General features: G+C 59.6%; 13 protein-coding genes. 5 read left to right on the top strand and 8 right to left on the bottom strand.

The genetic code is table 11. From position 1 onward, the window contains the following. Positions 1–41: 41 nt before the first annotated feature. From RE428_RS11555 to RE428_RS11530, 6 genes are all read right to left on the bottom strand, one after another. Positions 42–1,886, bottom strand: a complete 1,845-nt coding sequence (locus RE428_RS11555; protein ID WP_004582167.1) for an amidohydrolase — start codon at positions 1,884–1,886, stop codon at positions 42–44. Positions 1,887–1,919: 33 nt separating this feature from the next. Continuing rightward, positions 1,920–2,081, bottom strand: coding sequence for a DUF1427 family protein (locus RE428_RS11550; protein ID WP_004582166.1), 162 nt, complete (start codon positions 2,079–2,081; stop codon positions 1,920–1,922). Further along, entirely contained in the window at positions 2,074–2,298 is a 225-nt protein-coding gene (locus RE428_RS11545) for a DUF1427 family protein (protein WP_004582165.1), read from the bottom strand. The genes RE428_RS11550 and RE428_RS11545 overlap by 8 nt, the downstream gene beginning before the upstream one ends. Beyond that, positions 2,295–3,953: an MFS transporter gene (locus tag RE428_RS11540; protein ID WP_004582164.1), complete on the bottom strand. Its 1,659-nt coding sequence runs from the start codon at positions 3,951–3,953 to the stop codon at positions 2,295–2,297. The genes RE428_RS11545 and RE428_RS11540 overlap by 4 nt, the downstream gene beginning before the upstream one ends. 63 nt (positions 3,954–4,016) lie before the next feature. Next, positions 4,017–4,721: a hydrolase gene (locus RE428_RS11535; RefSeq protein WP_004582163.1), complete on the bottom strand. Its 705-nt coding sequence runs from the start codon at positions 4,719–4,721 to the stop codon at positions 4,017–4,019. A gap of 153 nt (positions 4,722–4,874) precedes the next feature. After that, entirely contained in the window at positions 4,875–7,610 is a 2,736-nt protein-coding gene (locus RE428_RS11530; RefSeq protein ID WP_004582162.1) for a cation-transporting P-type ATPase, read from the bottom strand. Positions 7,611–7,799: 189 nt separating this feature from the next. Between RE428_RS11530 and arcD the strand changes: the two genes are divergently transcribed. The 4 genes from arcD to arcC are packed head-to-tail and all read left to right on the top strand — an operon-like array spanning position 7,800 to position 12,490. Continuing rightward, a complete protein-coding gene (gene arcD / locus RE428_RS11525) occupies positions 7,800–9,227 on the top strand; it encodes an arginine-ornithine antiporter (RefSeq protein ID WP_004582161.1) in 1,428 nt (475 codons plus the stop codon). A 13-nt stretch (positions 9,228–9,240) separates the two neighbouring features. Beyond that, on the top strand, positions 9,241–10,494 hold the full coding sequence (gene arcA / locus RE428_RS11520) for an arginine deiminase (protein WP_004582160.1): 1,254 nt from the start codon (positions 9,241–9,243) through the stop codon (positions 10,492–10,494). A 21-nt stretch (positions 10,495–10,515) separates the two neighbouring features. Continuing rightward, positions 10,516–11,544, top strand: a complete 1,029-nt coding sequence (locus RE428_RS11515; RefSeq protein ID WP_004582159.1) for an ornithine carbamoyltransferase — start codon at positions 10,516–10,518, stop codon at positions 11,542–11,544. A 4-nt stretch (positions 11,545–11,548) separates the two neighbouring features. After that, positions 11,549–12,490, top strand: a complete 942-nt coding sequence (gene arcC / locus RE428_RS11510) for a carbamate kinase (RefSeq protein WP_004582158.1) — start codon at positions 11,549–11,551, stop codon at positions 12,488–12,490. A gap of 7 nt (positions 12,491–12,497) precedes the next feature. Here the strand turns inward: arcC and RE428_RS11505 are convergent, their stop codons facing one another. Beyond that, positions 12,498–12,929, bottom strand: a complete 432-nt coding sequence (locus tag RE428_RS11505; RefSeq protein ID WP_004582157.1) for a ferritin family protein — start codon at positions 12,927–12,929, stop codon at positions 12,498–12,500. 212 nt (positions 12,930–13,141) lie between these two features. Here RE428_RS11505 and RE428_RS11500 point away from each other — a divergent pair, with 212 nt between their 5' ends. Beyond that, entirely contained in the window at positions 13,142–13,609 is a 468-nt protein-coding gene (locus tag RE428_RS11500) for a CBS domain-containing protein (RefSeq protein WP_004582156.1), read from the top strand. A 121-nt stretch (positions 13,610–13,730) separates the two neighbouring features. On the opposite strand, the gene RE428_RS11495 is transcribed toward RE428_RS11500, so the two are convergent. Next, positions 13,731–14,783: an LLM class flavin-dependent oxidoreductase gene (locus tag RE428_RS11495; RefSeq protein ID WP_004582155.1), complete on the bottom strand. Its 1,053-nt coding sequence runs from the start codon at positions 14,781–14,783 to the stop codon at positions 13,731–13,733. Between the last annotated feature and the right edge of the window lie 49 nt (positions 14,784–14,832).

The following is a 14,832-nucleotide window of genomic DNA, read 5'->3' as shown; positions in this document are numbered from 1 at the left end:
CGAAGGAACCTAGAAAATTAAGAACCCACAAACCTAAGAGCCTAAAAACTGAAGCATGAACAACCCAATGCGCCCCAAAAGCCCCGTAGATCGGTCGCGGGCACAGTCGACTTGCGGGCCCGGTCGTGCTGGTGGCCGTGGACGCCACAGCTCCCTGCGCATAGGTGCAACGATGCTGGCGCCGCATCGGACGCCGTAGGTTTCCAGTGCCCGGGCACCATCGCCACGGGCGACCAGTCAGGCAGTACCGGAATCGAGGGAGGCCCAAGGGCGCTGAATTCCTCTGCGCCGTACACCACCTTCCCGCCGACGATGGTCAACACCGACTCGATGGTCTTGATCGCCTCTTCCTCTACCGTCATCAGGTCCGCCGACAACACCGTGAAATCAGCCAATTGACCGGATTTGATCTGCCCTTTCTTGCCTTGTTCCGACGAAAACCAGGCGCTGCCACGGGTGAAGAGTTCCAGCGCGGTCTGCCTTGGTAGCCCTTCCTGATAGAGCTGAAGGCCGCCAACGGTGCGTCCACTGATCAGCCAGTAAAGCGAGGTCCAGGGGTTGTAGCTGGACACGCGGGTCGCATCCGTACCCGCGCCAACGGGAATGTCCTCACCCAGCATGCGAGCGATGGGCGGGGTCTGCTCTGCGGCCTCATTGCCGTAGCGATCGACAAAGTATTCGCCCCGGAAGGCCATACGATCCTGGATCGCGATACCGCCGCCCAGTGCTTTCACCCGCTCGATGCTGCGCGGGCTGATGGTTTCGGCATGGTCGAAGAACCAGGGCAAGCCATCGAACGGCACGTCGGCGTTGACCTTCTCGAATACATCCAGCATCCGGGAGATCGACTCGTCGTAGGTCGCATGCAACCGGAACGGCCAGCGCTGCTCTACCAGGTGGCGGACGACCGGTTCCAGCTCGTCTTCCATGCCCGCGGGCAAATCCGGGCGAGGCTCCAGGAAGTCTTCGAAGTCCGCCGCAGAAAACACCAGCATTTCGCCAGCGCCGTTGTGCCGGAAGAAATCGTTACCCTGCTGGTACTCCACAATCTCCGACCAGTGCTGGAAATCCTGCAACTCTGCCTTGGGCTTCTGCGTGAAAAGGTTGTACGCGATACGCACGGTCAAGTCGCCGGCATCCGCCAGTTGCTGGATCACCTGGTAATCCTCCGGGTAGTTCTGGAAACCACCGCCGGCATCGATCGCGCTGGTGACACCCAACCGGTTCAGTTCGCGCATGAACTGGCGCGTCGAGTTCACCTGGTACTCCAAAGGCAGGGCCGGCCCCTTGGCCAGGGTCGAGTAGAGAATCATCGCGTTCGGTCGGGCAATCAGCATGCCTGTCGGATTGCCCTGCCCGTCCCGCTGGATCTCGCCGCCCGGCGGATTCGGGGTGTCCTTACCGTAGCCCACGACTTTCAACGCGGCTCGATTGAGCAACGCACGATCGTATAGATGTAGAACAAATACCGGAGTGTCTGGCGCAGCGGCATTGAGTTCGTCCAACGTCGGCATGCGTCTTTCGGCAAACTGAAACTCGCTCCACCCGCCCACGACCCTGACCCATTGCGGTGTGGGTGTCCGGTCCGCCTGCTGTTTAAGTAGGCGCATGGCGTCCGCTAGCGAGGGAACGCCTTCCCACCGGAGTTCGAGGTTATAGTTCAGGCCGCCGCGAATGAGGTGCAGGTGGGAGTCGTTCAGCCCGGGTATACAGGCACGGCCGTTAAGATTGATGACCCGCGTGGTGTCGGCACGTAGCTTCATGACCTGTTCATCACTGCCTACTGCCTGGATAAAGCCATCGTTGACCACAACCGCACTGGCACTCGGCTGCTCCGGGTCCACTGTATGCAGCTTGCCGTTATAGAGGATCAGGTCCGGATTCATGATATGTATCTCCTTTGACAGGGGTAAAAGGCGCTATCCCACGGGGATCCAGTCCGCACCGAGAAATCCCAGGGTCATCGCTACGACGAGCAGTGCACCTACAATCTTCGGTGGTGCCGGCAGGGGTAAATCGAACCATCGGCAGCCCAGCCCGATGAGGAAGCCGAGTAACAATCCAATCGCGCCGCTAGCCATGGTGCTGCTCCTCGGTATGTCCTGTGGGGCCTCCGCAGAGATGCCGGGTCGTCGCCTTGCGGTGCGCGGCAAAACGGTCGGCGGTCACGTAACCGAGGGTCATGGCCAGTACGAGTAAGCCACCTATCAGCACGGGGGGAGCGGGTAGCGGAACGCCCGCCTTACGACAGGTAATCCCGATGACCAGCGCGAGCAGCAGCCCAAGGGCAATTTTCATAGGAGCTCTCCTGCACTTGAGGGCGGATCGGTCGATTCCGGCGAATTCTGGTGGTGCTCCGGCGCGAGATGGTGCCTTACCCGCGGGGGCTCCGGTTCGATGTGAAAAGCGCGCACCCGCTCCTGGACCAGGCGATCGCTTTCGGACACCCGCTCGTGATGGCGTAGGTGTTCAACCCAGGATTCCTCCAGGAAGTACTCGGTGAAATGGCCGGGCACGGCGACATCCTCGAAGAGTCCCCAGGCATAGGCGCCATTGCGCTGACGTACCTGCCGAAGGTCGTTCATAGCGGCTGCAAAGGCCTCGGTATCCTTTGGTGCCACGCGATACTCGATGGTCACCATGACCGGCCCGCGATCGTATTCGACGTCGCTGCTGACCAGCGGTTGAGGCCAGTGCGCCGAGGGCGAGAGATCCAGTTCCGCGCCTTGGTGTAGCCGGAATGGGCGCGCCATCAAGGCAGCGATGATCGAACCTGCCGCCGCCAGGAGCAGTGTTATCGGAATTCCGACGGTTTCCGCCAGTTGGCCCCAGGCCAGGCTCCCCAGCGTCATCGAACCGAAGAATACGGTGATAAAGATCGACAACCCCCGGGCCCTCACCCAATCCGGCAGTGCAGTCTGTGCCGAAACATTGAGGCTCGAGAGGACAGTGATCCAGCAAGCACCGGCCAGGAAGCTTGCGATGATCGATGCCTGGGGCCAGGGGCTTGCCGCGAACACGACCAGCACCAGGGCGGTTCCCAACGTACCCAGCGAAACCAATGCGTCGGGACGCAGTTTTCTCCTGATGCGCGGCAGTACCAGCGCACCGGCCACAGCGCCAAGGCCGATGACCCCGAGCATCAGGCCATAAAGTGACGCACTACCCTGTAATTCCTGACGGACGATCAGCGGGAGCAACGCCCAGTAGGCGCTTGCAAAGATAAAGAAGGCCACGGCCCGGACAAGCGTGCTCTTAAGCGGGCCGCTGGCGCGGGCGAAACGCAGGCCGGCGCGGGTGGCGCTCCAGAAACGCTCAAGAGGTAACTGTTGAGCGGGCTTCGCCGGCGGGGACCACCACAGCAAGACCCCGATCACCACGACGAAGCTCACTGCGTTGAGCAGGTACGGCCAGGCGATGCCCAGCACCGGGATAATCACGCCGGCCAGCGCGGGGCCTATAGCGCGACTGATGTTGATGCCAACGCTGTTCAGTACGACAGCCGACTGAAGTTTGGCTTTGGGCACGAGCTGCGGCACGATCGCCTGCCAGGCTGGCGCGATAAAGGCGGCACAGGCGCCGGAGAGAAAGGTGAAGGCAAGCAATGTCCATGCATTCACCCCACCCGTCATCACCAGCGCGCCGAGAACCGCGGCACTGACACCCTGTATGGCCATTACGGCGACCAGCAGCAGCCGCCGATCCAGAATATCGGCCAGCGCTCCGGCCCCCAGGGCGAACAGGAAGATGGGTGCGGTGGTGGCAGCCTGCACCAGCGCTACCATCGACGGTGACGGCGATAACGACGTCATCAGCCAGCCGGATGCCACGTCGTGCATCCAGGTGCCGACGTTGGAGATCACCGTCGCGGTCCAGAGCAAGGTGAACGCCAGGTGCGCAAATGGCGCCCAGGCGCTGGGCGGACTTTCATCCCCTGCCAACGTACCGTTCATGGCCGAGATACCTTTTCAGTTTCTGAAAGGCAATCAGGCGGAGCAGAAGCTCCGCCCCACTATTCAAGACACCGATTCCAGCGACTCGGATTCGGCCGGAACCGGCGCCAGACGTTCGCCATGTTCAACCCTTTCGGCCGCCTTGTGGACCATGGTGTAGGCGTAGTCCACGCCCATACCGTAGGCCCCGGAATGCTCGCGCACGATGTCCATCACGGCGTCGTAAGTGTCTCGGTGGGCCCAGTCACGCTGCCACTCCAGCAGTACCTGTTGCCAGGTCATTGGGATGATGCCGACCTGCGCCATACGCTGCATCGCGTAGTCATGGGCGGCCAGCGAGGTGCCGCCGGAGGCGTCGGCGACCATATAGATTTCGTAGTCGCCCTCGAGCATGGCAGACAAAGCAAAGGTGTTGTTGCAGACCTCGGTCCAGAGACCGGAGACGACAACCTTTTTCTTGCCATTGCGGGCCAGCGCATCGCGCACTTTCTGGTCGTCCCAGGAGTTCATCGAGGTACGTTCAAGAATTGGCTGTTCCGGGAACACGGCAAGCAATTCCGGGAAGGTGTGACCGGAGAAGCTCTCGGTTTCCACGGTCGTGATGGTCGTTGGTATACCGAAAACCTTGGCGGCTTTGGCCAAGCCCACCACGTGGTTCTTGAGGACCTGTCGGTCGATCGACTGGACGCCGAAAGCCATCTGCGGTTGCTGGTCAATGAAGATAAGCTGACAGTTTTGCGGGGTCAGGACTTCTAGCTTGGTGGACATGGGACGTTCCTCTGCTTGACGGGTTGATGGCGCCTCGCAGGCGCTGGAAGCTCCAACGTCCGGCGGTCGATCGACTCAACCGGACCACCGGCGTTAGCGGTATGGCATCAACAATAAGCAAAGGGAGTGGCGAGGGATTGAACAGGAATGCGGTTAATGGGACAACCGTGCGGCTTTTTTCCGCGAATTTTCCCCGGCCACATCAGCATGCTCTCTCCGGTTGAACAGGTATTTTTCGACTTCGACGACCATGAAAACCGCGGCGGCTGCAGCGACCACCAGCAGCCAGTCCACTGGATACAGTTCACGCGTACCAAACAGCCCCTGGAAGCTGGGCAGATACGTGAAAAACGCCTGCAAACCAAGAAGAACGGCGATCCCCCACCAGAGTACCGGGTTAGAACCAAGTTTATTGCGGCTGAGGGCCGGCCGGGCAAGTACGCGTGTGTTCAGGAGATAGACAATTTCGCAGAAGACCAAGGTGTTCACGGCGATAGTCCGGGCCAGCTCCAGGCTATGACCGTTTCCCCGATACCAGAGATACAGACCAAAGCTGGCTGTGACCATCAGGCAGGCAACGAAGGCTACCCGCCAGATCAGAAAGCCGGATATCAGTGGTTGCTTCGGCGGATTTGGCCGGCGCTGCATCACATCGCTTTCCGCGGGTTCGAAGGCCAGCGTCAGCGCCAGGGTCACGGCAGTGACCATGTTGATCCAGAGGATCTGGACCGGCGTGATGGGCATCAGGACACCCATTACCACAGCCGCCAGGATGCTCAAGGCTTCGCCGCCACTGGTGGGAAGAATGAACAGAATCGCTTTTTTCAGGTTGTCGTAGACGACCCGACCTTCCTCGACCGCATGCACGATCGATGCGAAGTTGTCGTCCGCTAAAACCATGCGGGCGGCCTGTTTTGCGGCATCGGTGCCTTTTCGCCCCATGGCGATCCCGACATCCGCCCGCTTCAGCGCCGGCGCGTCATTGACGCCATCGCCGGTCATGGCGACCACTTCGCCCTCGGCCTGCAACGCCTCCACCAGACGCAGTTTGTGTTCGGGACTGGTGCGGGCAAACACATCGTGTTTATTGATCAGTTGCCGTAGACGCTCAACGCTGGCGCCGTCGACCTGCCCGCCCGTGGCAGCTCCAGTGCCTACGCCGATGTTCATGGACCGGCCGATAGCCGCAGCGGTAGCCGCGTGGTCACCGGTAATCATCTTCACGCGAATGCCCGCCGCCTGCGCCCGAGCCACCGCGTCGACGGCCTCTGGTCGAGGCGGATCGACCATACCGACCAGACCCAGCAAGGTCAGGCCATGCGCGACGTCGTCAAAATTCAGTTCGGTCTTGATGCCGTCGAGTCTCAGACATGCCAGTGCCAGCACGCGCTTACCGTCTCTCGCCAGTTCGTCCGCCGCGGTTTGCCAATAAACGTGGTCCAGGGGCTGGGATGCTTCGCAGGGGCCTTCATAGGCGCACATCTCCAGCAACTGCTCGGGAGCACCCTTGATGTATATCGTATGGCTGCCCTGATGATCGTGATGCAGTGTCGCCATAAAACGATGTTCCGATTCAAAGGGGATGGCGTCCAGGCGCGGCTGGTTGCGGATGCCAGTCTCGTGTATCAGACCGCATTTACCCGCGAAGGTCAGCAATGCACCTTCCGTCGGGTCTCCGGTGATGCGCCACTCGCCGCCTTCACGGTGCAGCAAGGCGTCATTACACAGGAGCCCGGCGGTTGCCAGTGCCAGGACAGCCGGTTGCGCCTCTATCCGCGCCGGCGAACCGCCGTCGAGCAGGTCGCCCTCAGGCTCGTACCCCACCCCGGACACCGTGAAGTGCGCTGATCGTGTGACCACATCGGTGACCGTCATCTCGTTGCGTGTCAGCGTCCCAGTCTTGTCGGTGCATATGACCGTTACCGAGCCCAGCGTTTCCACCGCTGGCAACTGGCGGATAATGGCCTTGCGTCTGGCCATGCGCTGGACGCCGATCGCCAGGGTAATCGTCAATATGGCAGGCAAGCCCTCGGGAATCGCCGCCACCGCCAGCCCGACAGCCGTCATCAGCGTTTCAGGGAGCGAATAGTGACGCCAGAACCATGCGACCAGGAACGTTATTACCGACAGGAGAACGGTCGCCAGGGCCAGTCGACGGGCAAAACGATCCACCTTTCGCAGGAGCGGAGTGGTCAGGGTTTCGACTTGTTCCAGCAGGCCGCTTATTCTCCCGACTTCGGTCGCGGTTCCGGTGGCAACGACCACGCCTGCTGCCGTGCCCGAGGTAACCAGCGTACCGGTGAAGGCCATGCTGAACCGTTCAGCCAGATCTGCAGGGCCGTTTACTGGATCAGGTGTTTTCGTTACAGGCGAGGACTCGCCTGTCAGGATGGCTTCATCGATGTGCAATTCGTGGGTATTGATCAGGCGGAGATCAGCCGGGACCCGATCACCCGATTGGAGCAACACCAGGTCGCCGGGCACCAGATCCTCTGCCGACAACTGTCTTGTTTGTCCATCCCGCCTGACTACCGCCTCATGGGACAGCAACTGCCTGATAGCCGCCAGGGCTTTTTCCGCCCGCCCCTCCTGTATGATGCCGATGAGCGCATTGACGATAACAACGCCCAGAATAACGGCGGTATCGACCCACTGCTGCAGCATTGCGGTGATGAGCGCCGAGGCCAGCAGGACGTATATCAATGCGTTGGCAAACTGCTTCAGCAGCCGGTGCAGCAAGCGTGGATGTTCCCCGGCCTCGAGCCGGTTACGACCGTATTCCGCCAGGCGGCGACTTGCCTCCTGATGGCTCAACCCCTGGTCGCTCGAGCCCAACTTCGCCATCGCTGCGTCGGCCGATTGGCTATGCCAGCGCACATTGAGATCCATACCCACACCCTCGATTCCCGTTCACCTGATTATCGGCAACTATGGCCGTAGCGGGTTGCTTCAGATCAAGGCGCCGCTGCTTGTCATCTGTTCTTAAAACAGACACTTGCCTTCCAATTGATCTGGGTCACAACCATCTGCCGCCAAGTCCTCAGAATAAGTTTCGTGCGGGTCTGTGGGAGGACGGTCATGGAACAGACATCTCAAAAGTTGAAACTTGGCGCGCTGATCGCGCTGGTTGTTGGATCGATGATTGGTGGCGGGATCTTCTCGCTACCCCAGAATATGGCTGCAAGTGCCGGGGCTGGAGCCGTGCTGATCGGCTGGCTGATCACAGCGATCGGCATGCTCACCCTGGCTTTCGTTTTCCAGTCGCTTGCAAACCGCAAACCTGACCTCGATACCGGGGTCTATGCGTACGCCAAGGCAGGGTTTGGCGACTACATGGGTTTCTCGTCCGCCTGGGGATACTGGATCAGCGCCTGGATCGGCAATGTCAGTTACTTCGTATTGCTGTTCAGTACACTGGGGATCTTCTTTCCGGTCTTTGGCGAAGGCAATACGTTCGTTGCCATCCTGTGTGCGTCGGCTGTGCTCTGGGGCATTCACTTTCTGGTGCTACAGGGTATCCGGGAGGCGGCATTCATCAACCTGGTGACGACTATCGCCAAGGTGATACCGCTTATCCTGTTCATCGTCATCACCCTGTTTGCCTTTCAGTCCGGGATCTTCGTGGAAGACTTCTGGGGGTTTGGTAACCCTGACCTGGGCAGCGTGCTGGATCAGGTGCGCAACATGATGCTCGTTACCGTCTGGGTGTTTATCGGCATCGAAGGCGCCAACGTGTACTCGGCCCGGGCCGCCAGACGCAGCGACGTCGGACGGGCGACCGTTGTCGGCTTTCTCGGGGTGCTGCTCCTGTTGGTTCTCGTCAACGTCCTGTCCATGGGGGTTATGAGCCAGGCAGAGCTTGCCAACCTGCAGAATCCGTCAATGGCCGGGGTCCTCGAGCATGTGGTGGGCCGTTGGGGTGCAGTGTTGATCAGCGTCGGTCTGGTGATTTCTCTCGCCGGCGGCCTGCTGGCCTGGACCCTGCTGTGTGCGGAGATCCTGGTCGCAGGCGCCAGCGACGGCACCATGCCGAAATTCCTCAGTAAGCAGAACAGCAAGCACGCGCCAATCAATGCCCTTTGGCTATCCAACGGACTGATCCAATTATTCCTGATCTTCACCTTCTTCAACGAGGCCACGTACCTCAACCTGCTGTACCTGGCAACGTCGATGATACTGATCCCCTACTTCTGGTCTGCCGCCTATGCGGTGATCCTCAGTTGGCGCGGCGAGACCTACGAGAACCAGCCCCAGGCTCGTCGCAAGGATCTCGTGATCGCCTTGATCGCGCTGATCTATGCCGCCTGGCTGGTCTACGCCGGGGGTATCCAGTACTTGCTGCTTTCTGCGCTGCTGTATGCGCCAGGGGCCATTTTCTTCGCCATGGCCAAGCGCGAGCGCAAGGAAAAGGTATTCAAACCCGCGGAGAAAATTATTTTTGCCGGCGTCCTGATCGTAGCCGTAATCGGCGCCATCGGCATGTACAAGGGCGTGTTGACGCTCTGAGCGAGGATTGACGATGACCAAGACCCATCAGTTCGGCGTTCATTCGGAAATTGGAAAGCTGCGAAAGGTGCTGGTGTGTTCGCCAGGACTTGCGCAGCAACGTCTCACGCCAACCAACTGCGACGATCTGTTATTCGATGATGTGATCTGGGTAAACCAGGCCAAGCGCGACCACTTCGATTTTGTTACCAAGATGCGTGAGCGCGGTGTCGAGGTACTGGAACTCCACAACCTGCTGACCGAGACCGTCAGCGATCCCGAGGCGCTGAAATGGATCCTCGACCGCAAGGTAACGGTCAGCCAGACCGGTATTTCCCTGTGCGACGAAGTCCGCAGCTGGTTCGAATCGCTGCCACCGCGACAGCTGGCGGAGTACCTGATCGGCGGTGTCTCTGCGGACGACCTCGGCGACGCGCATGGTAGCGAGGCGTTGAAGATGTTTCGGGAATATCTCGGGCACTCCAGTTTCGTACTTCCGCCCTTGCCAAACAGCCTGTTTACCCGTGACACCAGTTGCTGGATATACGGCGGAGTGAGCCTGAATCCCATGTTCTGGCCCGCCCGGCGTCAGGAAACCTTGCTTACGGCCGCCGTTTACCGCTTTCACCCCGCGTTCGCCAACGCGCAGTTCGACGTCTGGTTTGGCGATGTGGACCAGGATCATGGCCTCGCGACGCTGGAAGGCGGCGATGTGATGCCGATCGGGAACGGCGTGGTCTTGATCGGTATGGGCGAGCGCACCTCCCGTCAGGCGATCGGCCAGATCACCCAGAACCTGTTTCGCGCCGGGGCCGCCGACCGTGTGATTGTCGCGGGTTTGCCCAAATCCAGGTCGTCGATGCACCTGGATACGGTTTTCAGCTTCTGTGATCGCGACCTGGTAACCATCTACCCGGAAGTGGTGAAAAGTATCGTTCCGTTCAGCCTTCGCCCCGACGAATCCAGGCCGGGCGGAATCGACCTGCGGCGCGAAGATGCAGGATTACTGGATGTCGTCGCCGAAGCCATGGGTCTGAGGTCCTTGCGAGTGGTTGAAACCGGCGGCGACAGCTATGAGGCGGAGCGCGAGCAATGGGACGACGGCAACAACGTCATCGCGGTGGAACCCGGGGTCGTCATCGCTTACGACCGCAACACCTACACCAATACCGTCCTGCGCAAGGCTGGCGTTGAAGTGATCACCATCGATGCCAGCGAACTGGGCCGCGGCCGCGGTGGCGGCCATTGCATGACCTGCCCGCTGCTGCGTGACCCGCTCGAAAGCTGATTCGATAACCTGGGAGCTACTATGACCACCGACCTCCACAACCGCAGCCTGCTCAGCCTCATCCATCACACACCCGAAGAACTGGTGTACCTCCTGGATCTGTCCAGCGAACTTAAACAGGCCAAATACAATCGCGCCGAACAGCAGTATCTCAAGGGCAGGAATATTGCCCTGATCTTCGAAAAGACATCGACCCGCACCCGATGCGCTTTTGAAGTGGCCGCCTACGACCAGGGAGCCCACGTCACCTATATCGACCCCACGTCATCCCAGATTGGTCATAAGGAAACCATGAAGGATACCGCAAGGGTCCTGGGCAGGATGTACGACGCTATCGAGTATCGAGGCTTCAGCCAGTCCGTCGTCGAAGACCTGAACCGTTATGCCGGGGTTCCCGTTTTCAATGGTCTGACGGATGAATATCACCCCACGCAGATGATTGCCGATGTACTGACCATGCGCGAGCATGCGGGCAAACCGCTTTCTGAGATCCGCTTTGCCTACCTGGGCGATGCCCGCAACAACATGGGCAACTCCCTGCTACTGATCGGCGCCAAACTCGGCATGGATGTACGTATCGGCGCGCCCAAGGAACTCTGGCCTGCCCGGAATCGTATAGAAGCCTGCCGTAGCATCGCCCAGGAGACTGGTGCCCGGCTGACCCTGACTGAAGACCCCAGCGAAGCCGTCCACAAAGCGGACTTTATCCACACCGACGTATGGGTCTCCATGGGAGAGCCGATCGAAACCTGGGCCGAGCGTATTCGCATGCTGATCCCTTACCAGGTGAACACGAGCCTGCTCAAGGCCTCCGGCAACCCCGGCGTGAAGTTCATGCATTGCCTGCCCGCATTCCACAACGCAGAGACCCGCGTTGGGAAACAGGTAGCAGAACAGTATCCAGAGCTCGCCGGCGGTATCGAAGTAACGAACGAGGTATTCGAATCCGAGGCCTGCATTGCGTTCGACCAGGCGGAAAACCGCATGCACACCATAAAGGCCGTCCTTGTTTCGACCCTCGGCAGCCCGGAACCAGGCTCGGAGCAATAGCAACATGCGTATAGTCATCGCTTTGGGCGGCAATGCACTCTTGCGCAGGGGCGAACCCCTTAGTGCCGAAAACCAGCGAAGCAATGTGCGAGTCGCTGCCGCACAGATTGCTCTCGTATATCCCGGTAACGAATTGGTTATTGCGCACGGCAACGGCCCCCAAGTGGGGCTGCTTGCCTTGCAGACAGCGGCCGACAGCAAAAACCAACCCTATCCCCTGGATGTTCTTGGCGCTGAAACCGAAGGGATGATTGGGTACATGATCGAACAGGAACTGGGCAACCTGCTGCCCTCGGACGTTCCATTTGCGACGCTGCTAACACAGGTCGAAGTGGATCATCGAGACCCTGCGTTCCGTCACCCGACCAAGCCCATTGGTCCTGTCTACAGTCGCCCCACTGCGGAGCGGCTGGCAAAAAAATACGGCTGGCAAATTGCCTCGGACGGCGAGAAATATCGACGGGTGGTGGCCAGCCCCAGGCCTAAGCGCATCTTCGAGTTACGCCCCATCGAATGGCTGCTGGATAAAGGCACCATCGTCGTCTGCGCCGGTGGTGGCGGCATTCCGACCGCCTACGATGAGCACCATATCCTGCGTGGCGTGGAAGCGGTGATTGACAAGGATCTTTGCTCAAGCCTTCTCGCCACGTCTCTGAAAAGCGACTTGCTTGTGATTGCCACGGACGTCGATGCTGTGTATTGCGACTGGGGCACACCACGAGAACGCGCCATAGCGGCCGCCCACCCAGAAGCCCTGGAAAAGCTGTCGTTTGCTGCCGGTTCCATGGGCCCCAAGGTTCAGGCCGCCTGCGAATTCGCCCGTAAAACCGGCAACCGGGCCGTTATTGGCGCTCTGGGCGATATAGAGTCGATTGTCAGCGGCAAGGCAGGCACCCAAGTCAGTACAAACTATAAAGGAGTACAGTACCGGCGCCCCACCCTTTAAAACAGACTTAGTGCACCTCAAGCGCCTCGTGCTGTTTGCGGGCGTCATCGATCGTCCGGTTCATGACGTCGGCCACCTCGCCACTCGCGCCCAGTGCCTTAAGCGTCTCCACATAGTGCCGTTGCAGCTCATCTTCCTCTTCACGGAGGGAAATCATGATCGCCTGTTCGTTATGACCACCGACGCCGAAATGGTCGTTTGGGGAGGGCCCATCACCGGAAGCCGGTACACCGCCCAGAGCTCGCACCATCTCGCTAATCATCTCGATATGACCGTGGTGCATGCTCCGCAATTGTTCAGCCATACCCTTGAGGTCTGGCCCAGCTGCGTGCTTGTATGCCCAATCACAATGCCGGATTAACCGGTAGTTCATCTCGATCACGCGATTGAGTCCGTCAATCATGTGCTGATTACTCATTGCCTTGGTGAAGTCCACCATGGTTCGGCTCCTTATTTCGAAACGTGACCAATGGTTTCTTCCTTACTTCTTTTTCACTGCATCACTCAATACTGTTTAAAGCGCTTCCACATTGGAGACAAGCAATCTCCGCACCTAGTTCAATTCATAGGCCCAGGTGTGGATAGATAGCGCACATGGACGTTGATTTGCATAAAACAAGGCAGGACCGAGCAATAAAAGGAGGGACCGCCATGCAAGTGCGCTACAAGATGCAGAAAGTGGATCGTTTCCTGTTGACGACGGACACGGTAGAGCATGCCGCTTCGCTTTTCCGGCGTAACTCTCCCCCTGTCGTACCGGTCATCGATTCATGGTGTATCCGCGGTTTGGTTACTGCCGAGGACATGGCGGAACAGACAGATCCCGCGATTGAGACCAGGGCGTTCTCTGTAAGAGGCATCATGCAGAGCGATGTGTCCTGCTGTCGTGCGAGCGATGACTGGCAGGCTATTTGCCGCAAGTATGCGGGGCATGTCACGGGCTATCTGTTGGTTCTGGACGACGCCGGTCACCCGGTCGGAACGGTCACTGGACAGGAGTTGATGAAGGGCGAGAAGGAAGGTCCCGCCGCATGGGGGCTGGAAAATGAACTGGACGAGGCTGTCGACGAAACCTTCCCCGCCAGCGATCCGATTTCACCCGCCGGCGGGAAGCTTTGAGTCCAAGTTACCCAGACTGTTCGGTTACCTGCAACCGTATGCCTGCGGTAAATCTTGCAACGATACTGTAAATCTGACCGGACATCCTAGGAGGTGCATTGAACGTTTGAGTGGCCGACACTCAGGAACCGACGGCCTCGACAGCATCTATTCGTTCTCCGAGCACTTCGGCTGCAATCCGGAAGGATTCGAGCCGGGCCTGATGATCGAAGATCTGGCCGGTGACGATCACCTCATCCACTTCCGTACGCTCGATAAAGCGATCGACCCAGGTCGCTACAGTGGCTTTCGACCCCACGGCACTCTCAGCCAGGGCATGCGCCACCTGCTGACGCTCCAGCACCGAACCTACCTGCTCGGGATCATCCATCGGCGGCTTGAGCGGTCCAGGCGTGCCTCGCCGCAACGCCACGAATTGCTGTTCGACGGAGGTCATCAACCGGCGGCCTTCCTCATCGGTGTCGCCAGCGAAAACGTTGATTCCCGCTGCCGCGTAGGGCGCATCCAGAAACTGGGAGGGTTCGAAGCGCTCCCGATAGACGCGTAAGGCATCCCCCAGCATGTCCGGCGCGAAATGCGACGCGAAGGCAAAAGGCAGGCCCAACGCAGCCGCAAGTTGCGCACTGTAAAGGCTCGACCCGAGGAGCCATACCGGTACCCGCAAACCCGTACCCGGTACCGCCCTTACCCGTTGACCTGGGCGTTCAGGCTCGAAATAGTGCAGCAGCTCCTGCACATCCTGGGGGAACTGGTTAGCGGCGTTCACCTGATCTCGCCGCAAAGCCATCATCGTGGCGCCATCGGTTCCGGGGGCACGTCCCAACCCCAGATCGACACGATCGGGATAGAGGGACGCCAGCGTACCGAACTGCTCGGCGATAACCAGCGGTGAATGGTTGGGCAGCATGACGCCTCCGGCCGCGACGCGGATACTGCGGGTACCTTCCGCAACGAAACCGAGGGCTACGGCAGTGGCAGCGCTGGCGATGCCGGTCATATTGTGGTGCTCGGCCATCCAGAAACGCGTATATCCCCATTGCTCAGCGTGTCGGGCAAGGTCCCGTGAATTCAGCAGCGCTTGGCGGGCGTCGCTGTTCTGGGTGATGGGAGAAAGATCAAGCAGGGAAAATGCGCGCACATTGACTCCTTCGTCGTCGGACGGATCGAGGATCATCTCTTCAGAAAGGCTGAAGAAAAATTGAAAGTAAATCGCAATGAAGGCA

The sequence above is a fragment of the Marinobacter nanhaiticus D15-8W genome (genome assembly GCF_036511935.1).
Taxonomy (GTDB): Bacteria; Pseudomonadota; Gammaproteobacteria; order Pseudomonadales; family Oleiphilaceae; genus Marinobacter_A; species Marinobacter_A nanhaiticus.
This window is presented reverse-complemented; position numbering and strand designations above follow the sequence as displayed.